This is a genomic window from Kaistia adipata DSM 17808 (assembly GCF_000423225.1).
In the GTDB taxonomy this organism is placed as follows: domain Bacteria; phylum Pseudomonadota; class Alphaproteobacteria; order Rhizobiales; family Kaistiaceae; genus Kaistia; species Kaistia adipata.
Window position 1 is genome coordinate 140,891 of the sequence record NZ_KE383992.1, and the last position, 25,301, is coordinate 166,191.

The 25,301-nt window shown below is 67.5% G+C and carries 22 protein-coding genes; 12 read left to right on the top strand and 10 right to left on the bottom strand.

What is annotated here, in order from left to right; genetic code table 11:
- Positions 1–12: 12 nt before the first annotated feature.
- The 4 genes from G539_RS0120865 to G539_RS0120880 all read left to right on the top strand — a co-directional run bounded on the left by G539_RS0120865 (position 13) and on the right by G539_RS0120880 (position 4,130).
- Entirely contained in the window at positions 13–921 is a 909-nt protein-coding gene (locus tag G539_RS0120865; protein ID WP_029076927.1) for a sugar phosphate isomerase/epimerase family protein, read from the top strand.
- A gap of 115 nt (positions 922–1,036) precedes the next feature.
- On the top strand, positions 1,037–2,260 hold the full coding sequence (locus tag G539_RS0120870; RefSeq protein WP_051231964.1) for an ABC transporter substrate-binding protein: 1,224 nt from the start codon (positions 1,037–1,039) through the stop codon (positions 2,258–2,260).
- A 142-nt stretch (positions 2,261–2,402) separates the two neighbouring features.
- Positions 2,403–3,305, top strand: coding sequence for a carbohydrate ABC transporter permease (locus G539_RS0120875; RefSeq protein WP_029076929.1), 903 nt, complete (start codon positions 2,403–2,405; stop codon positions 3,303–3,305).
- A gap of 12 nt (positions 3,306–3,317) precedes the next feature.
- Positions 3,318–4,130, top strand: a complete 813-nt coding sequence (locus tag G539_RS0120880; RefSeq protein ID WP_029076930.1) for a carbohydrate ABC transporter permease — start codon at positions 3,318–3,320, stop codon at positions 4,128–4,130.
- A 228-nt stretch (positions 4,131–4,358) separates the two neighbouring features.
- Here the strand turns inward: G539_RS0120880 and G539_RS0120885 are convergent, their stop codons facing one another.
- The 9 genes from G539_RS0120885 to G539_RS0120925 all read right to left on the bottom strand — a co-directional run bounded on the left by G539_RS0120885 (position 4,359) and on the right by G539_RS0120925 (position 14,171).
- On the bottom strand, positions 4,359–5,564 hold the full coding sequence (locus tag G539_RS0120885; protein ID WP_029076931.1) for a CaiB/BaiF CoA transferase family protein: 1,206 nt from the start codon (positions 5,562–5,564) through the stop codon (positions 4,359–4,361).
- Positions 5,565–5,622: 58 nt separating this feature from the next.
- A complete protein-coding gene (locus G539_RS0120890) occupies positions 5,623–6,537 on the bottom strand; it encodes an SMP-30/gluconolactonase/LRE family protein (RefSeq protein ID WP_245576933.1) in 915 nt (304 codons plus the stop codon).
- Positions 6,534–7,649 carry a hypothetical protein gene (locus G539_RS0120895; protein ID WP_029076933.1) on the bottom strand — a complete coding sequence of 372 codons (1,116 nt, stop codon included), beginning with the start codon at positions 7,647–7,649 and terminating at the stop codon, positions 6,534–6,536. The genes G539_RS0120890 and G539_RS0120895 overlap by 4 nt, the downstream gene beginning before the upstream one ends.
- Before the next feature lie 31 nt (positions 7,650–7,680).
- Positions 7,681–8,457, bottom strand: a complete 777-nt coding sequence (locus tag G539_RS0120900; RefSeq protein ID WP_029076934.1) for an SDR family NAD(P)-dependent oxidoreductase — start codon at positions 8,455–8,457, stop codon at positions 7,681–7,683.
- Positions 8,458–8,459: 2 nt separating this feature from the next.
- Entirely contained in the window at positions 8,460–9,245 is a 786-nt protein-coding gene (locus G539_RS0120905) for an enoyl-CoA hydratase/isomerase family protein (RefSeq protein ID WP_029076935.1), read from the bottom strand.
- Positions 9,246–9,250: 5 nt separating this feature from the next.
- Positions 9,251–10,078 carry a carbohydrate ABC transporter permease gene (locus tag G539_RS0120910; RefSeq protein ID WP_029076936.1) on the bottom strand — a complete coding sequence of 276 codons (828 nt, stop codon included), beginning with the start codon at positions 10,076–10,078 and terminating at the stop codon, positions 9,251–9,253.
- Complete coding sequence (locus G539_RS0120915; protein ID WP_029076937.1) at positions 10,075–10,956, bottom strand: carbohydrate ABC transporter permease; 882 nt, start codon at positions 10,954–10,956, stop codon at positions 10,075–10,077. The genes G539_RS0120910 and G539_RS0120915 overlap by 4 nt, the downstream gene beginning before the upstream one ends.
- A gap of 182 nt (positions 10,957–11,138) precedes the next feature.
- Positions 11,139–12,356 carry an ABC transporter substrate-binding protein gene (locus G539_RS0120920; RefSeq protein WP_029076938.1) on the bottom strand — a complete coding sequence of 406 codons (1,218 nt, stop codon included), beginning with the start codon at positions 12,354–12,356 and terminating at the stop codon, positions 11,139–11,141.
- A gap of 54 nt (positions 12,357–12,410) precedes the next feature.
- Positions 12,411–14,171 carry a substrate-binding domain-containing protein gene (locus G539_RS0120925; protein WP_169516678.1) on the bottom strand — a complete coding sequence of 587 codons (1,761 nt, stop codon included), beginning with the start codon at positions 14,169–14,171 and terminating at the stop codon, positions 12,411–12,413.
- Between the two features lie 240 nt (positions 14,172–14,411).
- On the opposite strand from G539_RS0120925, the gene G539_RS0120930 reads away from it, so the two are divergent.
- From G539_RS0120930 to G539_RS0120955, 6 genes are all read left to right on the top strand, one after another.
- Entirely contained in the window at positions 14,412–15,413 is a 1,002-nt protein-coding gene (locus G539_RS0120930) for a nucleoside hydrolase (protein WP_035832208.1), read from the top strand.
- Positions 15,414–15,949: 536 nt separating this feature from the next.
- The gene (locus G539_RS25680) at positions 15,950–16,954 is read left to right on the top strand and encodes a sugar-binding transcriptional regulator (RefSeq protein ID WP_035832211.1); all 1,005 of its coding nucleotides are present in this window, start codon (positions 15,950–15,952) and stop codon (positions 16,952–16,954) included.
- The gene (deoC, locus tag G539_RS0120940; protein WP_029076941.1) at positions 16,944–17,936 is read left to right on the top strand and encodes a deoxyribose-phosphate aldolase; all 993 of its coding nucleotides are present in this window, start codon (positions 16,944–16,946) and stop codon (positions 17,934–17,936) included. Before G539_RS25680 ends, deoC begins: the two co-directional genes overlap by 11 nt.
- 11 nt (positions 17,937–17,947) lie before the next feature.
- Positions 17,948–20,341 (top strand): aldehyde dehydrogenase family protein, encoded by a 2,394-nt coding sequence (locus G539_RS0120945; RefSeq protein WP_029076942.1) that lies wholly within the window; start codon positions 17,948–17,950, stop codon positions 20,339–20,341.
- A gap of 135 nt (positions 20,342–20,476) precedes the next feature.
- A complete protein-coding gene (locus tag G539_RS0120950) occupies positions 20,477–20,968 on the top strand; it encodes a hypothetical protein (protein ID WP_029076943.1) in 492 nt (163 codons plus the stop codon).
- A 19-nt stretch (positions 20,969–20,987) separates the two neighbouring features.
- On the top strand, positions 20,988–21,869 hold the full coding sequence (locus tag G539_RS0120955) for an N-acyl homoserine lactonase family protein (RefSeq protein ID WP_029076944.1): 882 nt from the start codon (positions 20,988–20,990) through the stop codon (positions 21,867–21,869).
- Here G539_RS0120955 and G539_RS25685 read toward each other — a convergent pair.
- Positions 21,866–22,825: a carbohydrate kinase family protein gene (locus G539_RS25685; RefSeq protein WP_035832213.1), complete on the bottom strand. Its 960-nt coding sequence runs from the start codon at positions 22,823–22,825 to the stop codon at positions 21,866–21,868. The two genes, G539_RS0120955 and G539_RS25685, sit on opposite strands and share 4 nt — an antisense overlap.
- Positions 22,826–22,953: 128 nt before the next feature.
- Between G539_RS25685 and G539_RS0120965 the strand changes: the two genes are divergently transcribed.
- Positions 22,954–25,002: a M3 family metallopeptidase gene (locus tag G539_RS0120965; protein ID WP_035832216.1), complete on the top strand. Its 2,049-nt coding sequence runs from the start codon at positions 22,954–22,956 to the stop codon at positions 25,000–25,002.
- 85 nt (positions 25,003–25,087) lie between these two features.
- Positions 25,088–25,282, top strand: a complete 195-nt coding sequence (locus G539_RS0120970) for a hypothetical protein (protein WP_029076946.1) — start codon at positions 25,088–25,090, stop codon at positions 25,280–25,282.
- The last annotated feature ends 19 nt before the right edge of the window (positions 25,283–25,301 follow it).

The window sequence follows — 25,301 nt, forward strand, 5'->3', positions numbered from 1 at the left end:
AGGAAAGACGCCGTGACCACCAATCCCGTCCTCGACATCCGCATCGGCACGATGATCAAGGGGAATCTCCCCGACCCGGCCGCCTATGTGCGCCAGATCCTGCCGCTCGGCTTCGAATCGATCGAGCCGTTCTTCTGGCAGACCCTCGGCGGCAAGGACATTCCGAAGCTGGCGGCCGAGCTGAAGGAGGCGATCGGCGACGCCGACGTCAAGATCGACACGCTCGGCATGTTCGGCAACCCGCTCGAGACCACCGACATCGACCAGCAGACGCTCGAAGGCTGGAAGACGCTGATCGACAACGCCCACCTCTTCGGCGCCAAGACGATCGCCGGCTTCACCGGCCGCATCCGCGGCAAGTCGATCGAGGAGAGCCTGCCGCGCTACAAGCAGGTGTGGAGCGAGCTCGCCAAGCGCGCCGCCGACAAGGGCGTCCGCCTCGCCTTCGAGAACTGCGCCATGGACGGCAACTGGGCGACCGGCGACTGGAACATCGCCCACAATCCCGACGCCTGGGAGCTGATGTTCAACGAGACGCCGGACGAGAACATCGGCCTCGAATGGGAGCCGTGCCATCAGATGGTCTATCTGATCGACCCGATCCCGCAGATTCGCAAATGGGCGCCGAAGATCTTCCACGTCCACGGCAAGGACGCGACCATCCGCTGGGACGTCATCCGCGAGAGCGGCGTGTTCGGCAAGCATCCCTTCGTGCAGATGCGCTCGCCCGGCTTTGGCGACAGCGACTGGACCCGTGTCATCAGCGAGTTGCGCCTGGCCGGCTACAAGGGCTGCATCGACATCGAGGGTTGGCATGACCCGGTCTATCGCAACGAGCTGGAGATGACCGGCCAGGTCAAGTCCTTGAACTATCTGAAGGAAGCCCGCGGCGGCATGGCCTTCATCCCGAACCCGGCCTGATCCCTCGCCCGGCCGTAGAGAACTGCCCCCGCCGGTTTCCGGCGGGACTGCCGGGGCCCTGCCCCGCCACGCAGGAGGAGCGTGGGTTCGATTGCTCGCCACCAAGGAGGAAACGATGGCGAAGTTTGCAAAGACCATTCTGCTGGGCGCTGCCGGCGCCCTGGCCATGACCGCCGCCGCTTCGGCGGAGCCGGTCGAGCTCAATGTATGGACGATCGATCGCCAGGCCGATCCCGGCTACGTCTATGTGATGGCGGACGAGTTCCAGAAGCTGCATCCGGACATCAAGATCAACATCAAGCGCGTCGAGTTCGCCGACTGGGCGAACGACATGATGCGCGCCGTCGCCACCGGCACGACGCCGGACATCGGCTATGTCGACAATCCGAACATGCAGTTCCTGTCGTCGAAGGGCGCGCTGCTCGACATCACGCCGTACCTGGCGGAATCGAAGATCGTCGACACCTCGAAGATCTATCCCGGCCCGCTCTCGACCATCACCTGGGACGGCAAGATCTACGGCCTGCCGCGCGGCTCCAACACGCTCGCGCTCTACTACAACGCCGACATGTTCAAGGCCGCCGGCCTCGATCCGGACAAGCCGCCGCAGACCTGGCAGGAGCTCTACGAGACCGCCAAGAAGCTGACGGATCCGGCCAAGAACGTCTACGGCCTCGCCTTCTCGGCGAACGGCAACGAAGAGGGCACGTTCCAGTTCCTGCCCTGGGCCCAGTCGGCCGGCGCGGACTATGACAACATCGCCGCCGACGGCGCCGTGAAGGCGCTCGAGCTCTGGCAGAAGATCATCGACGAGAAGATCGCCTCGCCCGACACGCTGATCCGCGGCCAGTATGATTCGATGGCCACCTTCAACGCGCAGAACGCCGCCATGGGCATCTCCGGCCCGTGGGAACTGCCGCGCATGTCGAAGGACGCCAAGTTCGACTTCCGCGTCGCCACGCTGCCGGTCTGGAACCTCGGCGACAAGCCGGCCTCCGCGCTCGGCGAGGGCAACAACGCCATCTTCGCGAAGACCCAGCATCCGAAGGAGGCGTTCATGTTCCTCGAATACCTCTACTCGCAGATGCCGCGCGTCTGGAACGAGTTCGGCTTCGTGCCGTCCTATCCGGTCGAGGTGAAGGACCCGAAGTGGCCGGCCGCCTACGCGATCTTCGTCGAATCGATGCAGAACGCCCGCGCCCGCGGTCCCTCGCCGGACTGGGCCAAGATCTCGACGCCGATCTCGACCGCGATCCAGCAGGCGCTGACGCACAAGACCGACGCCAAGACGGCCCTGACCGAGGCCCAGGCGAAGATCGACGCGGTCATCAAGAAGTAGTCGACCCGACAGCGGGGCCGGAGGCCGCGGGACCGATCTCCCGGGCCTCCGGCCCTTCCCTTCCTGCGCCCGCGATCGCCTCGACCGGCGGCAGGCGACGTCCCCCCGTTCCACCCCATTTCGTCCTTCTGGGAGCAAGCCGATGTCAGCTCTTCTGCGCAGCGTGCGCGACGGCCGCGGTTTCGACGGCGTGCTGGCCCTTCTGGCACTGGCCTATCTGTTCGTCTTCTCGGCCTTCCCGCTGATCTACAACATCGCGATGTCGTTCCAGGAGGTGGACATGTTCAGTCTCGCCTCGCTGATCCGGCCCTTCGTCGGCCTCGCCAACTACCAGACCCTGTTCAGCAATCCCGATTTCTGGCCGATCATGTGGAACACCACGGTGTTCGTGGCCCTCTGCATCACCTTCCAGCTCGCCATCGGCTTCGGCCTGGCGCTGTTCTTCCAGCAGGATTTCGTCGGCGCGAGCTATCTGCGCGGCCTGTTCCTGGCGGCCTGGATCATCCCGGCGCTGGTCGCCGGCGCGATCTGGAAGTGGATCTTCGCCGGTGACTTCGGCGTGCTGAACTACCTCCTGATCTCGTCCGGCCTGATCAACGAGAAGATCTTCTGGCTGTCGACGCCGGCGCTGTCGCTCTATTCGGTCGTCCTCGCCAACATCTGGCTCGGCATCCCGTTCAACATGATCCTGCTCTCGGTCGGCCTCGCCGGCATCCCGAAAGACATGTACGAGGCGGCGGCACTCGACGGCGCGGGCGCGTGGAAGCGCTTCTTCTACATGACGCTGCCGATGATGCGCTCGACCATCGGCGCCGTCCTCTCGCTCGGCATCATCTTCACGCTGCAGCAGTTCGACCTGTTCGCCTCGCTGACCCAGGGCGGCCCGGCCAATTCCTCGAACGTCGCGCAATACTGGTCCTGGCAGCTCTCGTTCCAGAACTACGACATCGCCACCGGCAGCGCCGTCTCGGTGCTGATGCTCGGCTTCGTCATCGTCGTCGCCTTCCTGTATGTGCGCTCGACGCGCCAAGAGCATCAGGCCTGAGGAGAGAGACCCATGAAACGCTACGTCCTCCTCGCCATCGCGCTGTGCTTCCTGGCGATCTACCTGTTCCCGCTCTACTGGATGTATCTGACCGCCTTCAAGCCGTCGTCGGAGACCTTCACCTATCCGCCGAAGTTCTGGCCGGACGACCCGCAGTTCAACTTCGCCAAGGTGTTCGTCGAGAAGAAGATGGACACCTATCTGTGGAACTCGCTGCTGATCGCGACGGGCACCACGGCGCTGGCCGCCTTCTTCGGCACCGGCTGCGCTTACGCGCTCGCCCGCGTCCGCAACGTCTGGATGGACATCGTCCTGTTCCTGATCCTGATGATGCAGGTGCTGCCGCCGTCGCTGATGGCGACGCCGATCTTCGTGCTGTTCAACCAGATCGGCCTGATCACCACGCCGCGCTTCGCGGTCGTGCTCGCCCAGACGGCCAAGGTGCTGCCGCTCTACATCGTGCTCTGCCGCACCTCGTTCATGCAGATCCCGAAGGAGCTCGAGGAGGCCGCCCGCGTCGACGGCGCCTCGCGCATCGCCGCCTTCTTCCGCATCATCGTGCCGCTCGCCCGCAACGGCATCCTCGTCACCTCGGTGCTGATCTTCCTGCAATCCTTCGGCGAGTACGTCTATTCGCGCACGATGATCTCGCAGGAGGAGCTGCAGACCGCCACCGTCGGCCTGATGAACTTCATGGGCCCGAACACGACGGACTGGAACGGCATCATGACCTATGCCGTGATCTACGTGACGCCGATCGTGCTGGTCTTCATGCTGCTGCAGCGCAAGATCGTCAGCGGCCTTACCGCCGGCGCGCTGAAGTAGGACCGCCACGCCAAGCAAAAGCCCCGCCCGGAACACCGGGCGGGGCTTTTTCCTTCTGCTCTGCAATGCACCGCCGCCCACATCCTGAGGAGCCCCGAAGGGGCATCTCGAAGGACGCACAACGGGAATGCGACGCCGTCTCGAAGGCCGTGCATCCTTCGAGACGGCTTGCTACGCAAGCCTCCTCAGGATGTTGGGGCCGGGTTCCGCAGAGCCGCTGGAAAGTGCCTACTTCACCTCGGCGACCGATCCCCTGGCGATGAAGCCGTCGACCGTCGCGGCGTCGAAACCGAACTCTTCGAGGATCTCGCGCGAATGCTCGCCGATGCGCGGCGCCGGGCGCTCGATCTCGGACGGCGTCTTCGACATCTTCACGGCCGGCGCCACCACCTTGACCGTGCCGGCCGTCGGGTGCTCGTAGCTGGTGATCGCGCCGATATGCTTCACCTGCGGGTCCTGCTCGGCCTGCAGGTGCGTCTTCACCTCGCCGCACCAGATGTCGACGGCGAGCATCGCCTGCATCAGGTCCGCCGTCGTCCAGGCCTTGGTCAGCGCGGCGAGCTTCTCCCAGATCTCGTCGCGCTTGTCGAACAGGTCCTTCGGGTTGTCATAGACGAGCAGGCTGTCGTCGCCGAGCACGCCGACGAAGCGCTTGAACGGGCTCATCGCCACCGTCACCCAGCCGTCCGAGGTCGGATAGACGCCGAACGGCGCATCCATGCCGGGATGGCCGATGCCGGATTTCGGACGCACGAAGTCCTGCTGGAAGTTCATCGCCATCAGCATTTCCTGGCCCTGATGCGCCAGCATGGCCGAGAGCAGGTCGACCTTGATCTCCTGGCCCTCGCCGGAGCGCTCGCGCCAGTAGAGCGCCGAGAGGATGCCATAGACCATGTTCATGGCGCCGATCTGGTCGGAGAAGCCGGAACCGACCGGCACCGGCGGGCCGTCGCCGCGGCCGGTCGCCGCCGCGATGCCGGTGAGCCCCTGGATCAGCATGTCCTGGCCGGGCCGCGACAGATACGGACCGCTCTCGCCATAGCCGGAGCCGGAGCAGTAGATGATGCGCGGGTTGATCTTGGCGAAATCGGCATAGCCGAAGCCGAGCCGCTCCAGCACGCCGGGGCGGAAATTCTGCACCACGACATCGGCCGTCTCGGCGATCCTGTAGAGGATCTCCTTCGCCTCGGGCGCCTTCAGGTCGAGCGCCAGCGAGCGCTTGTTGCGGTTCCAGGCGAGGAAGTTGGGGCTCTCCGTGCCACCGACCCAGCGATTGTTGAAGGTGAGCGTGCGGAACAGGTCGCCCTGCCCCGGCCGCTCGACCTTGATCACGTTCGCGCCCATGTCCGCGAGCAGCTGGGTGGCGAAGGGGCCCTGCAGAAGATGGCTCAGATCGAGGACGGTAACGTCCTGAAGGGCCTTGGCGGCGGTCATGGTCGGTTCCTCACACTCGTCTTGTCGGCGCGCCCGCCTCGCGGACGGCCGGGGCTGGTTAGTCGGTCTTGTCCGCCGAACGGCGCCAGAGCGGCGTGGCGGAGGTGTCGGTGTCGATCTTCGTCACGTGCCAGCGGCCGAGATTGGCCGTGTAGAGCGCGGCGCCGTCGAAGGCGATATTGGTCGGATGGGCGAGCACATGCGCGGTCGCGTCCTCGATATAGATCTCGGCGGCGCCTCCGCCGGCCGGAATCCGGAGCACGCGCGACGGCTCGTAGCAGCCGACGAACAGCGCGCCGGCATCGTCGAAGGCGAGGCCGTCCGGCAGGCCTGGCAGGTCATCCGAATAGGTCGTCGCCGCGCCGGCCGAGCCATCCGCGCGAAACGCGATGCGGGTGATCCGGCGGGCGAAGGTCTCGCAGAGGAGGAGCGCGTCGCCTTCCGGCGAAAGCGCCATGCCATTGGCGAAGTCGAAGGGACCGCCATGCCAGACTTCGCCGGCACCGGTCTCGAGGTCATACGACCAGATCGACGGGCCGGGATCGCTCGGTCCGCGCGTGTCGGAAACATAGAGCCGGCCGCGCGCCCGATCGACGACCGCGTAGTTCGGCACCTCGATGCCGGGCGCGGTGAAACGCGCCAGCGACCGGTCGGCGAGGTCGAGGCGGAACACCGCGGAATAGCGGGAATCGCAGGCGAACAGCGCCCGGTCGCCGTCGAAGGCGAGGCCGAGCAGGAAACCGCCCGTCGAGGCGACCTCCTCGATCTCGGACCCGTCCGGCGCGATGCGCAGGATCTGGCCGTTCTCGCTGCCGGCCCAGACCCAGCCGTCCGGACCGACCGCGACCCCCTCGGGGTGCTGCAGGCGCGGCGACGAGAAGATGCCGTCGAACAGGACGGTGGCCCGCTCCGCCGGCAGGAGGGTCGGCCCGCCCGTGGTGAAGCCGTGATGCATCGCCGCGCCCGCCATCATGCGCCCCGCGTCAGGAACGCCGCGTCATAGGGCACCGCCAGGCTGGCGCCGCCCTCGTCGGTCAGGACGAGCTCGGAGCCGCGCGCCTCGATCGAGGCGACCCGCGTCCAGCCCTCGGGCAGCGCGAGGCCGCCGAGGACGTTGCGGACATCGACCTCGCCGGCCGGATCGAGGCTCAGGAAGGTCGGAATGCCCTCCTCCTGCCACGGGTTCGGCGCGATCGACGCCTTGTGGCCATGGCCGCCATAGGTGCGGCCCTCCTCGAGGCCGAGCACGCCGATGTGGCGGCCGTTCCACGGCTGATAGTCGCGGCCGCCATTCGAGAACCACATCATGGTGATCGGGTAATCGGCCGGGCTCTTCAGCGACAGGAAGATGTCGCGCTTGTCCGGCCGGACCGCAGCCGCCCAGCCGAGCGGGTTCGACGGCTCCTCGACCAGCGACAGGAAATCCTCGTGCTTCGAGCCGAACGGATAGGTGGTGAGATCCGCCGTGGTGCCGTCGGCGCGCGGCGCCTTGGTCAAATCGGTGAAGCGCGCCGGATAGGCGAGCAGCGAGCGGCCCTGCGAGGGATCGGATTCGATCGCGGTCGCCGGCGTCGTGCCGTAGCGCTTCGGCGAGAAGGAGAGCCGGCCGCCGCCGTCGAAGCGGGTCATGGCGTGGTTGGCGACGGGGATGTCGCCCTCGCCGCCGATGAAGACGTGCCGCTCATAGAGGAACGGATGGCCGTCGCGGACGGTGAATTCCTTGACGAGGCGGGCGCCCTGCACGCGCTTCACCAGCTCGTAGCGCGCCGTCTGGCCGCCCTCGGGAAGCGCCGTCACGTCGACGAGCTTCCAGGGCGAATTGGCCGGCCAGCCATGCAGCGTCGTCACCTCGATGTCACTGGTCGAGAACGGCGCGCAGAAGAAGTCGCCGGAAAGGAAGCGGAGATTGGCGTCGATCGATTCGTCCTCGACGATCGCCTTGTCGTCGATCCAGGGCGCCGTGTGCAGCGGCTCGACCGCGCGGCCGTCCCGCGTGACCGCGAAGACGCGGACATGACCGCCGCGCAGGTCGAGCGTCGCGCGGACGCCCTTCGCCTCGATGGTATGGAAATTCCCGTCGCTCATTCCGCTTCCTTCCCGTGATGTCGGTTGCGCGTCACTCGCCCCGAACGACGAGGCCTCCGTCGACGCGCAGGATCTCTCCCGTGATGAAGGAAGCCCGATCGCTGGCCAGGAACAAGACCGCTTCGCCAACTTCCGGCGCTTCTCCAAAGCGACCGAGCGGATGGGCGTTGTTCCAGCTGGCGATCAGCCCCTGCGGGTCGGGATGGGTGGCGAAGATCTTCTCGTTCAACGGCGTCATGATCGTGCCGGGCGCCACCGCGTTGACGCGGATGCCGTGCGGGGCGAGGTCGATCGCCGCCTGCTGGGTCAGCGCGTTGATGCCGCCCTTCGCCGCCGCATAGGCGGCCCAGCCCTTGAAGCCGGCGAGCGACTGCACCGACGACATGTTGACGACGGCGCCCTTGCCGCGCTTGCGCATCTCGGGGACGCAGACGCGCATGCCGCGCCAGACGCTGGAGAGATTGGTGGTGATGACGGTGTTCCAGCTCTCCTCGTCGATCTCGTCGACGACGCCGCCGATCGCCCGCGCGGCGTTGTTGACGAGGATGTCGATGCCGCCGAAGGCCTCGACCGCCGCCGCCGCCATCGCCTGCATGTCGGCCATCACGGCGACGTCGGTGCGCACGAAGATCGCCTCGGCGCCGGAGGCCCGGAGGCCCGCCGCGGTTGCCGAGCCCGCTTCTTCGTCGATGTCGGCCACCACCACGGCGGCCCCTTCCCGCGCCAGCGCCTCGGCGGAGGCGCGGCCGATGCCCATGGCGCCGCCGGTGACGACGGCCACCCGTCCGGAAAGTTCGGTTCCACGCATGGTCATATTCCCTTGAAGACCGGATCACGTTTGTCGAGGAAGGCGTCGATGCCCTCCTGGCCGTCGGCCGTGCCGTAGAGGCGGAACAGCACTTCCTGCTCGAAGCCCTGCGCCACCGGCAGCGCCGCGTCGGGCCCCTGCCGGATCAGCCGCTTCATCTCGGCCTGCGCCAGCGGCGCCACCTTGAGCATGGCGCGGGCGCGGCCGAGCACCGTTTCCACCAGCGCCTCGTCGGCGACGCATTCGGCCGCGAGGCCAAGCTGGAAGGCGCGCTCGCCGGTGATGCGGCGCGCCGCCAGCATCACGTCCGAGGCGATGATCCGGCCGACGGCGCGGGTCAGGCGCTGCGTGCCGCCGCCGCCGGGCGACAGGCCGAGCAGCCCTTCCGGCAGGCCGAGGCGGGCGCTCGTCGCGCAGAGGATGACGTCGCAGCAGAGCGCGATCTCGAAGCCGCCGCCGAGCGCATAGCCACGGATCGCCGCGATGGTCGGCTTCGAAAGCGCCTCGAGCTTGTCGAAAATACGCCGGCTTTCCAATTGGTAGGCGATGAACTCGGCCCGACGGTTGCCGCGATATTCGGCGATGTCGGCGCCAGCGACGAAGGCCTTCTCGCCCGCGCCGGCCAGGATGACCACGCGCACGGCCGGGTCGACGGCGATCGCGTCGAGATGCGCCTCGAACTCGCGCATCAGCGGCGTCGACAGCGCGTTCAGCTTGTCGGGCCGGTTGAAGGTGAGCCGGACGATACCGGGTTCGAGTTCATCGCGAAGAACCAAAGGTTCGGACATCGGGATCAGCCTTTCACGGCGCCGGCGGTGAGGCCGGCCACGAACTGGCGCTGCAGGAGGAAGAAGATCGCGATGACGGGGACCGAGATCAGCACCGAACTCGCCATCAGCTCGCCATAGCGGATGCCGTACTGGCCGATGAAATCGTTCATGCCGACCGGCAGCGTCCGCATCTCCTTGGTCGAGGTGAAGGACAGCGCGAACAGGAATTCCTGCCAGGTGACGATCAGCACGAACACGGCGGTGGCGACGATGCCCGGCTTGCAGAGCGGCAGGATGATCAGGAAGAAGATCTTGAACGGGCCGGCGCCGTCGATCGCCGCCGCCTCCTCCAGCGCCACCGGCAGCCGGGCGAGGAAGCCGCGCAGCATCCAGATCGCCACCGGCAGCGTCACGGTCACATAGGCGAGGATCAGCGAGGTGTAGGTGTTCAGCAGATCCGCCGCCTTCATCATCTTGTAGATCGGGATGATGATGGCGCTGGCCGGGAACATCTGCGCCACGATGACGAGCACCATCAGGATCGACAGGAGCCGCATCTGGGTCCGGGTGAACGAATAGGCGGCGAAGAGCGCCAGCGTCACCGTGATCACGACAGTCGAGAGCGAGACGACGACCGAGTTCAGGAAATAGGTGCGGAACTCCGGCCGGAACGCCGTCAGGTAGTTCTCGAAGGTCGGGTTTTCCGGCCAGAGCCGGGCGGGGATGGCGAAGGGTTCGGCCGCCGGCTTCAGCGACACCGAGACCATCCAGAAGAACGGCAGCAGGATGACGACACAGAGGCCGAGCTGCAGCAGGAGCAGCAGCAGGCGGTGAGTCCTGGACGGGGTCATGCCGCAGCCCTCCGGCTTCCGCGCTGGGTGAGGAAGTAGAGCGTGATCAGGAGCGCCAGCACGACGATCGAGACGACGCCATAGCCGGCCGCCTCGCCGAAGCGGAACTGGCCGAAGCCGAGCTCGTAGATCTTGGTCGGGAAGATGTGCGTCGAATTCTGCGGCCCGCCGCGGGTCAGTACCCAGATCATGTCGAAATAATTGAAGGTCAGGATGGTGGTCAGGATGAAATTGATGGCGATCACTTCCTTCATCGACGGCAGCACGACGTGCCAGAGCCGGCGCGTCGCGCTGGCGCCGTCCATCTTGGCGGCCTCGATCTGCTCGGCTTCGACGTTCTGCAGCGCCGCGAGGAAGACGACGGTCGAGAACGGAAAGCCCTTCCAGACGGCGGCGATGACGGCGGCGGCCATGGCGGTCGAACTGTCGGCCAACCAGGCGAGGCCCTGATCGCCGAAGCCGGCGGAAATCAGGAAGGAATTGATGAGCCCGAGCTGCGGGTCGTACATGAAGCGCCACAGGATGGCGGCGACGACGCCGGGCAGCACCCAGGGCAGCAGCACCAGCGAGCGCATCAGGCCCTGGCCGGGCAGTTTCTGGTTCAGGAGCAGCGCGCAGAGGAAGCCGAACACGTTCTGCAGCACCACGACGGCGACCGTCCAGACAATGGAATTCCGGACGATCTGCGCGAAATCGGCGCTACCAAAAATCTTCTGGTAGACGGCGAGGCCGACGAATTTCGGCGTCGGATTGATGAAGGAGGTCGAGTAGAGGCTCTCGATGACCGTGCCGATCATCGGGTAGTACATCAGCACCGCGACCAGCAGGACGGCCGGCGTCACGAAGATCCAGGTGAGCCAGCGATCGCGTTTCAGCATGAGTTTCGGTTCTTCTCGTTTTTGGGCAGCGGACGCGGAGCGGGCGCCGTCCCGGGCAGGAACCCGGGATCCAGGCGGCCTGAAACAGGCCCGGATGGATCCCCGCCAAGGCGGGGATGGCGCGGCGGAGCTCCCCTGCCCGGCCCCCTCCCGCGGACGGGAGAGGACCGGGAGGGGGAACCTCAGTTCAGCCCGTCGATGGCGGCGCAGGCCTTCTGCGCGGCCTCGGCCGGGTTGGCGCCGGAATAGATGTCCTGCGCCAGCGTCACCTCGATGTCGGAAACCTCGAGATAGCGGGCCGAGAGCGGACGCGGCTGCGCGTTCTGGAGGTGCGTCATGATCTTGTCGGCGCCCTTGCGGTTCGCCTCGAGGAAGGTCTTGGCCGCCTTGACGTTGGCCGGCACCAGATCGACGACCGCGCCGTTGACGTCTTCCTTGGTCAGGAACTGGATGAACTTCCAGGCCGCTTCCTGATGCGGCGACGACTTGTAGACGACGAGGTTCCAGCCGCCATAGGTGCCGACCGGGGTCTTGCCGGCGGGGGCCGTGCCGTTCTCGAAGTCCCAGTCGATCTTCGACTTCTGCAGCGTCGGCTGCTCCAGCGCCGGCCAGAACTCGACGCCGAGCGAGCCGTTCAGGAACAGTTCGCGCATGTCGCCCGACGAGGCGTTCAGGATGCCCTTCGGCGCGAACGGCACCAGCGACTGCAGATAGGCGAGCGCCTCGACCGATTCCTTGCTGGTCAGCGCGCACTTGCCGTCCGCGTCGAGAACCTTGCCGCCATTCGAGAAGATGAAGGAGTCCATGACGACGACGGTATCTTCGCCCTTGTGGCCGAACAGGCCGACGCCATACTTGCCCTTGGCCGGGTCGGTCAGCTTCTCGGCCGCCGCCTTCAGGCCTTCCCAGGTGGCGATCGAGGCCGGGTCGATGCCGGCTTCCTTGAACAGCGCCTTGTTCAGGAACGAGAACTGCCAGACGTCGACGTTGAACGGGATGCCGTAGAGCTTGCCGCTGTAGTTGGCCGAATCCCAGGCACCCTTGAAGAAGGTCTCGGGCGAGATGCCGGCGGCCTTGGCCTGCTCGTCGAGATCGGCGATCGCGCCGGCCTCGGCGAAGGCGCCCTGCCAGATCTGGTCGACGGTCGAGACGTCGGGCGCGTTGCCGCCCTGCACGGCGGTCAGCAGGCGCTGCTGGAACTCCGGATAGGGGATGGTCGTGACTTCGATCTTGATGCCGGGATTCTCGGCCTCGAAGCGCTTGACCGCCTCCTGCTGGTACTGGCTCAGGCCGGATTCGGTCTGCTGGTTGTCCCAGAACTTGAGCGTGATGGTCTCCTGCGCGATGGCCGCGGGCGTCAGGCCCGCCAGCATCGTCGCGGCGAGAAGCAGTTTCCTCATGATGGTTCCCTCCCAGTTTCTCAACAAAATTGCCCGGGCAATCCGCCCGGCAGGCTAGGCTGTCTTCCGGTTCCCGACCGGCCGGTCACTCCGGGTCGCCACCCCCTCTTCCGGCTCTTCGTCGGCGAGCGTGATGCGCATGCCGAGCGAGGCGAAGGCGAGCCGATCCGCCGGCAGCGAGGCGGAATCCGTGATCAGGTCGTCGACGGCGCCGAGGCCGGCGATGCGGTGACTGGCTTCGACGCCGACCAGCGAATGGTCGGCCATCACCACCACCTCGCGCGAGGCGTCGACGAAGCGCTTGGCGGCGAGCGCCAGCCGCTCGTCGGTGGCGGAGGGCCCGAAATGCGGCGAGATGCCGTCGACCGAGAGAAAGGCGCGGTCGACCCGCATCGTCTCGAACAGCGCGCCGAGGCTCGGCCCGACGAGGCAGCGATCCTTTGCCTGGTATTCGCCGCTGGTCATGATCAGCTTCAGCCCGGGCCGGCCGGAAAGCCGCTCCATGACGTCGACGGCGTTGGTGACGATGGTGATGCCGCTGCGCCCGGTCAGCTCGTCGGCGAGCAGCGTCGAGAGCGTGCCGCCATTGATCAGGATGGTGTCGCCGGCACGCACCAGGCGCGCCGCGCTCTTCGCGATCAGCCGCCGGATCGCGGCGATCTCGCGGGCGATGCCGGATTGCGGCGCCGCGATCTTCAGCTCGAAGCCGAGCGCCTCGGCCCGCTCGCGCATGGCGCGCGCCATGTTGCGGTACCAGTCATGCGCCGGATAATGCGGCACGAAGCCGATGGCGCGACGCGGACCGACGGAGCGGACGAAAGCCGGACGCTCGGCGGCGCCGAGGATCGCCGCCTCGGCTTCCGGCGCCAGCACCCAGCCATTTCCAGACTTGAGGTAGTAGCGGTCGAGCGTCTCCGGCGTGACGACGACATGCGGCGTGCGGATCTCGTCCGGCATCGCGCTGCCATGCAGCGCCGCGGCCAGCGTCTCGACGGCGCGGATGCCGACGATCTCGGGAAAGAGCGCCGCGGTCGCCTTCAGCTTTCCGCGCGAGGCCAGGGCGTCGAACAGGGCCGCGCCCTCGCCGCCGACGGAGAACGCGCGGACCGCGTCGGCGCCGGCCTTGTCGGAGGCCTCGATCGCCGCCAGCACCGAATGGTCGTTGACGCCGAAGATCACGTTGATGTCCGGATAGGCGGCGAAGGCATCGAGGCTGGCCCTGAGCGCGATGCGGAAGCTGCCCTGGCCGTCGACCCGCCACGGCCGCACCGTACCCCGGAACGTCTCGCCGAAACCCTTGATGAAGCCGTCGCAGCGGGCGCGCGTGTTGGGCAGGTTCTCCAGCGAGACGAGCAGGACGCGCGCCTCGGCGATCCCACCCGACAGCATCCGCCCCGCGGCGCGGCCGAGCTCGCGCCCGGCGGTGAAATTGTCGGGACCGAGATAGACGCCGCCTTCCTGCGGCGAGGATTCGGCGAGGAAGGGGATGCGCCGGCGCTTCGCCAGCATCCGGAGCGTGTCGGCGCCACGCCCTCCGATCGGCGGCAGCACGATGGCGTCGACGCCCTCGACCTCGTCCTGCAGCGCGTTTTCACGCGGCGCCGGGGCCTCGGCCTTGTCGGCGCCAGCGACCGGGAGCAGCGCGCCGCCATGGGTGCGCTCAATCCGCCCCTCTTCCGCCAGGCGGACGATGTCCCGGCGAATCGTCACGCTGGAGACGCGGCCGATGCGCTGCGCGATCTCCAGCACGGAGACCTCCTCGCCCGCCTGGGCGAGGATCTCGATGATCCGGTCTTCGCGCTTCGATTTGATCATATTGATCACAATTCCCTTGCTGACAGCCATTATCGGCAAGGCTTTCCGGCATTCAAGGCCGGATTGCCGTATGGGCAATATTGATCGAGTTGATCAAATCACGCGATCCCGGCGATCAAATTGGAGAAAGCCCGCGCGGACCGAATAAAGCGCCGGAGCGACCACTCGGCCCCTGTTCGGCCATGGCGATATGCTGGATCCTGTGCCGACCGGATTTGAGACCCATCATCAGGACAGAGAATGCCCAAGACCGCTTCCAGCCCAGGCCCCATCAAGGTCATCTACGATACCGATCCCGGCATCGACGACGCGATGGCGCTGCTCTTCCTCGAATATGCGCCGGCGATCGACCTCGTCGGCATTACCACCGTGCTCGGCAACGCCTCGATCGAGACGACGACGCGCAACGCCCTGTTCCTGAAGCAGTATTTCGGGATCCAGGCCCCGGTGGCGCGCGGCGCCGACCGCCCGCTGGTGCTCGAGCTCGCCGACGAGCCGCCCCACCACATCCACGGCCATAACGGCCTCGGCGACGTGCCGATTCCGGAGACGCTCTCGGTCACCGAGCACGAGCTCCCGGCGCATCGCTTCATCATCGACATGGTGCGCAAGCATCCCGGCGAGATCACCATCGTCGCCGTCGGCCGGATGACCAATCTGGCATTGGCGCTGCGCGAGGACCCCGGCATCGCCGACCTGGTCAAAGAGATCGTCATCATGGGCGGCGCCTTCGGCTATTCCGGCCATTCCGGCAATGTCACGCCCGTCGCCGAGGCCAACATCATCGGCGACCCGCACGCCGCCGACGAGATGTTCGCGGCCAGCTGGCCGATCGTCGTGGTCGGCCTCGACGTCACGCAGGAATGCGTGATGTCCACCGCCTACATGCAGGAACTGCGCGAGAAGGCCGGCAAGGCGGGCCAGTTCTGCTGGGACATCTCGCGCGTCTACGAGGATTTCTACCGCGCCGCCACCGGCATCGACGGCATCTTCGTGCACGATTCCTCGGCTGTCGCCTATCTGCTCGACCCGAGCCTGTTCACCACCCGAACCGGCCCGATCAAGGTGGTGACCGAAGGCATCGCCATCGGCCAGACCATCCAGAAGCCGTCGACCCGCTCCTTCCCGCCCGGCGTCTGGGACGGCCTGCCGGATCACACCATCTGCACGGATGTCGACGGAAAGCGCTTCCTCGACCTCTACTTCCAGACGATCGTCGACGGCGCCGCCGCGCGGGCGTGAGATCGGAGGGCGGCCACCGGCCGCCCTTCTCCGCTTTACGGGAGACTTGTCGCCCCCAGTTCTCCACCGGGACCGTGCCACCCTCCTCCGCCACCCGCGCGAAGGCGGCGATCCATGCAACCGCGCCCTTCGCCGGTGAACCTCCCGATACCTCAGCTGGATGGATCCCGGCTCGGAGCCGGATGACGGCGAGCGTGGGGCAAAGGCCGGAGGGAGACTTCCCGACACCGGCTCATGCGACCTTTGTACCATCCTGCCCAGCCATCACGCAGCGCTCGCGTTCCATCATCCTGAGGTGTCCGAGCGCAGCTCGGGCCTCGAAGGACGCACCGTCTCGGAGTAGCCGTCAGCTGCACAGACGCCGTGCGTGCTTCGAGACGCCCCTTCGGGCCCTCAGCATGATGAGGGCGGTGCTCCGCCCAAGTCCCCTCGGAGAATAGTGAAGGGACGCGCGGGCCCATCCCGCGCATTGACTCTGCCGAAACGACAGCCTATTTCATTTCACATAAGTGATCGTCAATCACATATGTGAAATCATGGCGAGCCCCAGCCCGATCCGCACGGCGAGTGACGAGCAGCGCGAGCACCTGATGGTGCAGGTCGCGAAGCTCTATTACGACCTCGAGCGGACGCAGGGCGAGATCGCGACCGAGCTCGGCCTGACCCGCTGGCAGGTCGCGCGGCTGCTGCGCGATGCGCGCGAGAGCGGCATCGTCCGCATCGCCATCGTGCCGCGCGCCCAGCGCCTGCCGGCGCTCGAAGCCCGCCTGCAGACCGCCTTCTCGCTGCGCGAGGCGATCGTCGTGCCGGCGATCGGCGACGGCGCCGTGGCCCAGGACGCGGTCGCCCAGGCGGCCGGGCAATATCTCGCCACGCTGAGCCCCCGTCCCGGCCTGATCGGCGTATCCTGGGGCCGGACCATGGCGGCGGTCGCGCACTGGCTGCCGCCCGGCTGGAACGACGGCGTTCGGATCGTCCTGATGAACGGCGCGACCAATTCGAGATCGGCGCGGCTCGCCACCAACACCGTCGCCGAGCGCTTCGCCGAAAGCGGCAACGGCACGGCGACGCTGCTGCCCGTGCCGGCGATCGTCGGCCGCGCCGAGACACGCGAGGTGCTCGAAGCCGACCCGGTCATCGCCGACGTGCTGGCGCTCGCCGAGGAGGCGCCCGTCGCCTGCTTCGGCCTCGGCGGCATGGCGGGCTCCGTCCATATCGAATCCGGCTACCTGACCGACCGCGACGTCGACGGCCTCGCCGAAAAACACGCGGTGGGCGACCTGCTCGGCCGCTTCATCGACGCGGAAGGCAAGATCGCCGATCCGGCGCTCGACGCCCGCACGATCGGCCTCGCGCCGGAAAAGCTGCGCGACAAGACGCATGCGATCGGCGTCGCCGCCGGCAAGTCCAAGCACGCCGTCGTCCTCGCGGCGCTCAAGGCCCGTTACGTCAACGTCCTCGTCACCGACGAGGCGACCGCCCTATTTGCTCTATCCGAACTCGCCCTTTCCGAAGCCCGGGAGAAGACCCATGCCGGCTGACGGCTCCACCAAGGCTCCGCCGCTCTCCAATGCCCTGACGCGCAATGACGGCACGCCGCTCCGGACCGACTGGTTCGAGGGCGCGCAGGTCAACACCTCCGCCGCCGAGCGCCGCGCGAGTACACTGACGACGCGGCGCACGGTGAAGAAGGAATACCAGGCCGCCTGGCTGGTGAAGGCGGTGACGCTGATGGACCTGACGACGCTCGCCGGCGACGACACGCCCGGCCGCGTGCACCGGCTCTGCATGAAGGCGCGGCGGCCGTTCCGCGACGACCTGGTCGAGGCGCTGGGGCTTGCCGGCGATCCGCCTGTCGTCGGCGCCGTCTGCGTCTATCCGACCATGGTCGCCCCGGCGGTCAAGGCACTCGCGGGTTCCGGCATTCCCGTCGCCTCGGTCGCCACCGGCTTCCCGGCCGGCCTGACGCCGCTCAAGCAGCGGCTGGAAGAGATCCACTACGCCGTCGGCGAGGGCGCGCACGAGATCGACATCGTCATCACCCGCGCGCATGTGCTGAATTCCGACTGGCAGGCGCTCTATGACGAGGTCGCGGCGATGCGCGAAGCCTGCGGCGAGGCGCATCTGAAGGCGATCCTCGCCACCGGCGACCTGAAGACGCTGCGCAACGTCTACAAGGCGTCGATGGTCGCCATGCAGGCCGGCGCCGACTTCATCAAGACCTCGACCGGCAAGGAAGACGTCAACGCGACGCTGCCGGTCAGCCTCGTCATGTGCCGCGCCATCCGCGACTACGAGGCGGCGACCGGCTTCAAGATCGGCTTCAAGCCGGCCGGCGGCCTTCGCACCGCCAAGGACGCCATGGCCTGGCTGATCCTGATGAAGGAAGAGCTCGGCAATCGCTGGCTCGAGCCCGACCTCTTCCGCATCGGCGCCAGCTCGCTGCTGGCCGACATCGAGCGGCAGATCGAGCACTACGTCACCGGACGCTATTCCTCCACCATCCGTCACGCGCTCGCCTGAGGGGACCGAACATGGCACTCGTCAAGGACATCCTGGTCAGCATGGACTACGGCCCCGCCCCCGAGGCGAACGATCAAATCACCGCCTGGCTCGACGGCCACAAGGACGGCTTGAATCACTTCATCGACGGCAAGTTCGTCGCGCCGTCGGAAGGCGGCCGCTTCGACGTGTTCAACCCGGCGACCGAAGGCCTGCTGGCGCGGGTCGCGGAGGGCAGCGCCGCCGACGTCGACAAGGCGGTGAAGGCGGCGCGCAAGGCGTTCAAATCGTGGTCGGCGCTCTCCGGCCATGACCGCGCCGTCTATCTCTACGCCATCGCCCGCCACATCCAGAAGCGCGAGCGATTCCTCTCCGTGCTGGAGACGATGGACAACGGCAAGCCGATCCGCGAAACACGCGACATCGACATTCCGCTCGTCGCCCGCCATTTCTACCATCATGCCGGCTGGGCCGAACTGATCGAGAGCGAGTTCCCCGGCGAGGGGCCGGTCGGCGTCTGCGGCCAGATCATCCCGTGGAACTTCCCGCTGCTGATGCTGGCCTGGAAGATCGCGCCGGCGCTCGCCGCCGGCAACACGGTCGTGCTGAAGCCGGCGGAATACACGCCGCTGACGGCGCTCGCCTTCGCCGAGATCTGCCGCGAGGTCGGCCTGCCGGCCGGCGTCGTCAACATCGTCACCGGCGACGGCGTCACCGGCAACGCCATCGTCGAGCACGCAGACGTCGACAAGATCGCCTTCACCGGCTCGACCGAGGTCGGCCGCATCATCCGCGAGAAGACCGCGGGCACTGGCAAGAAGCTCTCGCTCGAGCTCGGCGGCAAGTCGCCCTTCATCGTCTTCGAGGACGCCGACATCGACGGCGCGGTCGAGGGCGTGGTCGACGCGATCTGGTTCAACCAGGGCCAGGTCTGCTGCGCCGGCTCGCGGCTCCTCGTGCAGGAGGGCGTCGCCGAAGCCGTCTACGCCAAGCTGCGCGCCCGCATGAGCAACCTCCGCGTCGGCGATCCGCTCGACAAGTCGGTCGACATGGGCGCCATCGTCGACCCGGTCCAGCTGAAGCGCATCCGCGAGCTCGTCGCGAAGGGCGAAGCCGAGGGCGCGACGCTCTTCCAGGTTAACGAAGGGTTACCAAAGAAGGGCTGCTTCTTCCCGCCGTCGCTCTTCACCAATGTCGCGCCGGCGTCGACCATCGCCGAGGTCGAGATCTTCGGGCCGGTGCTCGCCGGCATGACCTTCCGCACCCCGGACGAGGCGGTGGCGCTCGCCAACAACAGCCGCTACGGCCTGGCCGCCTCGGTCTGGTCCGAGAACATCAACCTGTCGCTCGACGTCGCCGCCAAGCTGAAGGCCGGCGTCGTCTGGATCAACGGCACCAACATGTTCGACGCCGCCGCCGGCTTCGGCGGCTATCGCGAGAGCGGCTTTGGTCGCGAGGGCGGGCGCGAGGGCATGGCCGAATATCTGAAGCCCGCGAGCGACAAGCCCTTGAAGGCGGACGATAAAATCGCTGGCAAGCTGTCGGCGCTGCCGGTCGCGGACGAAGAAATTTCCGGCCTGCCGTCGATCGACCGGACCGCGAAGCTCTATGTCGGCGGCAAGCAGTCGCGGCCGGATTCCGGCTATTCCTACACGGTGCTCGGCCCGAAGGGCCAGCCGATCAGCCAGGCCGGCCTCGGCAACCGCAAGGACATCCGCAACGCCGTCGAGGCGGCCGGCAAGGCCGGATCCTGGGGCGGCGCGACGGCGCACAACCGCGCGCAAGTCCTTTATTATGTTGCCGAAAACCTCTCCTCGCGGACAAAGGAGTTCGAGGCGCGGATCGTCGCGATGACCGGCGCTTCGGCCAAGGCGGCGGCGGAAGAGGTCGCGGTTTCGATCCGGCGGACGTTCTGGTACGCGGCGCAGGCCGACAAGTTCGACGGCGCGGTGCATGCGACCAAGTCGCGCCACGTCACGCTCGCCATGAACGAACCGTTCGGCACGATGGGCATTCTCTGCCCGGACGAGGCGCCGCTGCTCGGCTTCGTGTCGCTGGTGATGCCGGCGATCGCGATGGGCAACCGCGTCGTCGTCGTCCCCTCCTCCAGCCATCCGCTGGCGGCGACGGATTTCTATCAAGTCCTTGATACGTCGGATGTTCCGGCCGGCGTGGTCAACATCGTCACCGGCGAGCGCGACGTTCTCGCCAAGACGCTGGCCGAGCACGACGACGTCGCCGCGCTCTGGTATTTCGGCTCGAAGGCCGGCAGCGCCATGGTCGAGAAGGCCTCGTCCGGCAATCTGAAGCCGGTCTGGGCCAACCAGGGCATTCCGCGCCGCTGGGCCGAACCCTCGGCGCAGGGCCGCGAGTTCCTGCGCCGCGCTACCCAGGTCAAGAACATCTGGGTTCCGTACGGCGAGTGATACCCACCGCCCGCTCCGCCGCCTTCCGCCAAGGAAGCGGTGGAGCGTCGCTCTTCTGAGCTTGAGCCGGCGCCCCCGTTCGGGCCAGTCTGCCCTAACGGCACCGAGACGAACGTCGTGCCGGCGGGGGAAGCCATGCGGGCCGCGGTCACGTCCTATCCGCTCGAATGCGTCACATCCGGCGGACCGGACGACGCGACACGCGCCTATGTCGAGGCGGCGGGCCCCTGCTTCGACGATCTGCGCGTCGTCACGGCGCAGCTCGCCGGCCTGCTGCTGCTCCAGGCGAGCGGCGCCCGCTCGGCCGGGCCGGATCACCCGATGCGCGCCGTCGCCGAAGAGCTGCTCGAGACCGCCCGTGACGCCACGCTGCGCCTCGCACCGCGCTCCCCTCGCGCCCGCCATCACCACGAGCACCTCCTGGCCACGGCCGCCCGGCTGACGGAAGCGCTGGCGCGGATCCGCGCCGCTCTCCTCGACCGCGAAGGCGTCACCGAGCCGACGCGGCTGCTCAACGCCGCCTGGACGGAACTCGGCTCCGCCTCGCGCGCGCTCCCCGGCTTCGACCTGATCGACCTCACCGGCGCCTGCTGCGCGATGCATACGCCCGGCCCCGTCAAAGCCTGAAGCGCGGCCGGGAGGGCCCATGTCCATCTATTCGATCTGGGTGCTGGAATATGCCTACATCCCGGAAATGCCGCTGAGCGCGCTGGTCTATGGCGAGCACAACAAGGGAACCTGCAAGCTTCCCTACGCCTACACGCTCCTGAAGAGCGACGAGCACACGATCCTGATCGATTGCGGCCATGACGACGCGGCCTATGGCAAGTTCCTGGCCGACCGCTCCGGCGTCGTGAATTTCGCCGCGCCCCGCGACGTGCTGGCCGAGGTAGGGATGACGCCCGAGGACATCGACCACGTCATCATCACCCACGCCCATTTCGACCACATGGGCGGCCTCGCGCTGTTTCCGAACGCGACATTCCACGTCCAGGAGACCGAGCTCTCGCGCTGGATCTGGGCGATGTCGCTCGACCGGCGCTTCCGCTGGCTGATGCGCACGACCGACCCGGCCGACATCCTGCGCTGCGTGGAGCTCGCCCGCGACGGCCGCCTCGTTTCGGTGAACGGCGACAGGGAGGACGTGTTTCCCGGCATCGACCTCCGGATCGCCGCCGACACACACACGCCCGGCTCGCAATTCGTCGTCATCCGCAATGACGGCCAGCGCGCAAGCGACGACAGCTTCGTCGTCACCGGCGACCTCGTCTACCGGATGGAGAACCTCGATGGCGGGGAGCCGGCGGACCCGTTCTACCGGCCGGTCGGCATGGGCATCGGCAGCCAGACCAACATGGTGTTCGCGCTTGATGCGATTGTGGAGGCCGCCGGCGGCGACCTCGGCCGGGTCGTCCCGCCGCACGAGGCGCGGCTTCCGGAAATATTCCCGTCGCGCGTCTCTGAACGGGGTCTCCACCTCATCGAGGTGGCGCTCGCCGATGGTGCGACGAGCCGGGTCCGAGCCTAGACGGGCGATCCGCCGGTGTTCGAGAGATCGCCCCAGCCGAGCGGCAGCGGCGTGCTCTCGGTTGGGCGGCCGCCGAGCGTCGTCGTCGCGGCTGCGCCAGCGGCAACGCCGCGGTTCAGGCAGATGTCGAGCGCCTTGCCGGCGAAGCGTGCCGCGAGGAAGCCGGCGAGGAACGCGTCGCCCGCGCCGGTGGTGTCCTTGACGTCGACGACGGGCGCCGGCGCCTTCAGTCGGATCGACTGGTTGGCCGCTTCCGCCCCCGCCGCGCCGCGCTTGATGACCGCGAGGTCGTAGCGCGCGGTCAGGAAGCGGATCTGCTCGGCCTCGTTGCGCGTGCCGGTCAGGCAGGCGGCTTCCTCGGCATTCGGGAAGATGATCGACGCGTCGCTGGTCCAGCCGAGGAAATTCGACGGGCCGACCTCCTCGAGGAAGCCGACCGAGGCGGGATCGACCGTCACCGTGATACCGCGCGCCCGCGCCACGGCCATCAGCGCCATGACGGCGGCGCGCGGACCGGGCGTGAACAGGGCGTAGCCGGAGACATGCACCAGATCGATCTGGTTCAGCATGGAAAACGGCAGATCGTCCGCGCAGAGCCCATCATTGGCGCCGCGATCGGTCAGGAAGCTGCGCTCGCCGCCCTCGGAGAGGAGCACGATCAGCATGCCGGTGGCGCGCGTGTCGTCGGCGGCGAGCACCGGCACGACGCCGACGTCACGGAGCGCCTGCTCCTGCTCGGCGAGGTCGCGGCGGCCGACCCGGCCGGCGAAGGCGACGGGAATGCCGAGATGGGCGAGCCAGGCCGCCTGGTTGCAGCCCGAGCCGCCCGGATAGAGGCCGATCTTGGCGCGGCGGTCGGAGCCTACGACCAGCGGCCCCTCCGGGCGCACGATGACATCGGTCATGACGTCGCCGATGACGAGCATGCGGGGGCGGAGCGGAACGGAGGCGGTCATGGCGAAAACTCGAATCGGAAAGGCGGCTCAATCTCTCTCCTATAGAGAGGAATGCGGCCGGCATTAAGCTTGAACCGCGCCGCCAAACCCTCCATGTCTGGCATCTGCCCATTCTCATCGAGGCCCGCATGACCGCCGACAATCCGCTGCTCGCGCCCTGGACCACGCCTTTCGGCGTCCCGCCCTTCGCATCGATCACGCCGGCGCACTACACGCCCGCCTTCGAGGCGGCCATCGCCACCCACAATGCCGAAATCGCTGAAATCGCTGAGAATCGCGAGGCGCCGACCTTCGACAATACGATCGCCGCCATGGAGCGCGCCGGGCGCCAGCTCGACCGCGTCGCCAGCGTGTTCTTCAACCTGACCGGCGCGCATACCAATGACGAGCTGGAGACGATCGAGCTCGACCTCGCGCCGGTGCTGTCGCGCCATAGCAGCGCGATCTACCAGAACGCCAAGCTGTTCGCCCGCATCGACGCGCTCTTCAAGGCGGGCGCCGCCGGCCGCGACGCCGAGCAGGCCCGCGTGCTCGACCGCTATCACACCGCCTTCGTCCGCGCCGGCGCGGCGCTCGCGCCCGAGGCCAAGGCGCGGGTCGCGGCGATCTCGGAACGCCTCGCGACGCTCGGCACCAATTTCGGCCAGAACGTGCTCGCCGACGAGAAGAGCTGGAGCCTGGTGCTGGAGGGCGAGGACGACCTCGCCGGCCTGCCCGACTTCCTGCGCGACGCGGCCGCCCAGGCGGCGAAGGAGCGCGGCCTCGACGGCAAGCACGTGATCACGCTGTCGCGCTCGTCGATCGAGCCGTTCCTGCAATTCTCCGCCCGCCGCGACCTGCGCGAGAAGGCGTTCGCCGCCTGGATCGCCCGCGGCGAGGCCGGCAAGACCGACAACCGCGCCATCATCGCCGAGACGGTGGCGCTGCGTGCCGAGCGGGCGAAGCTGCTCGGCTTCGAGACCTTCGCCCACTACCGCCTCGATGATTCCATGGCCAAGACGCCGGAAGCCGCGATGGGCCTGCTCCAGTCCGTATGGACGCCCGCCCGCGCCCGCGCGATCACCGAGCGCGACGCGCTGCAGGAACTGGCACGCGCCGAGGGCGGCAATTTCGACATCGCCGCCTGGGACTGGCGCTATTATTCGGAGAAGCGTCGCAAGGCCGAGTTCGATCTCGATGAAAGCCAGCTGAAGCCCTACCTGCAGCTCGACAAGATCATCGCCGCCGCCTTCGACACCGCGACGCGATTGTTCGGCGTCACCTTCACCGAGCGTTTCGACGTTCCCGTCTATCACCCCGACGTGCGCGTGTTCGAGGTCAGGGATCGCGACGGCAAGCCGGTCGGCCTGTTCCTCGGCGATTATTTCGCCCGCTCCTCGAAGCGCTCCGGCGCCTGGATGAGCGAATATCGCGGCCAGGAGCGGCTCGCCGGCGACATCCGCCCGATCATCGTCAACGTCATGAACTTCGCCAAGGGCGCCGAGGGCCAGCCGACGCTGCTCTCCTTCGACGACGCCCGCACCTTGTTCCATGAGTTCGGCCACGGCCTGCACGGCCTGCTCTCCGACGTCACCTATCCGCTGCTCGCGGGAACCAACGTGGCGCGCGATTTCGTCGAGTTCCCGTCGCAGCTCTACGAGCACTGGTTCGAGCAGCCCGACGTGCTGGAGCGCTTCGCGCTGCACTACAAGACCGGCGAACCGATGCCGCAGGCGCTGATCGACCGGCTGATGGCGAGCCGCACCTTCAACCAGGGTTTTGCCACCGTCGAATATGTCTCGTCGGCACTGGTCGATCTCGAATTCCACCTGCTCGCCTCGACCGAGGGGCTGGACGCCACGGCGTTCGAGGCCCGGATTCTCGACGAGATCGGCATGCCGGAAGCGATGGTCATGCGGCACCGCTCGCCGCATTTCCAGCACGTCTTCGCCGGCGACGGCTACTCCTCGGCCTATTATTCCTATCTCTGGTCCGAGGTGCTCGATGCCGACGGCTTCGGTGCCTTCGAGGAAGCGGGCGACATCTTCGCGCCCGACGTCGCCACGAAGCTGCGCGATTTCGTCTACGCCGCCGGCAACCGGCGCAAGCCGGAGGAAGCCTATCGCGCCTTCCGCGGCCGCGATCCGGAGCCGTCGGCGCTGCTCAGGAAGCGCGGCCTGCTGGAGGCGGCCGAATAGCCCGACGGCGAATTCGCGGCGCGGCGCTGGCCTTCGGCTCAGGAATCGCTATTGTCCGCGGCCAAACATCAAGAGGATCCGCATCATGGCCGTTTCCAAGTCAGACCTCACCCAGATCGAGCTCAAGACGCTCGCCCGCGTGTCGCGCCCCGGCCCCTATGTCGGGCTCAACGGCAAGGCCGTGCAGAAGCTGATCGAGCTCGGCCTCGTGAAGACCCGCGTCAACGGCTATGTGCTGACCGAGGAAGGCATCGGCCTGCTGCGCGCCGACGCCGAGTAGTCGCGACGGCGACCTAAGA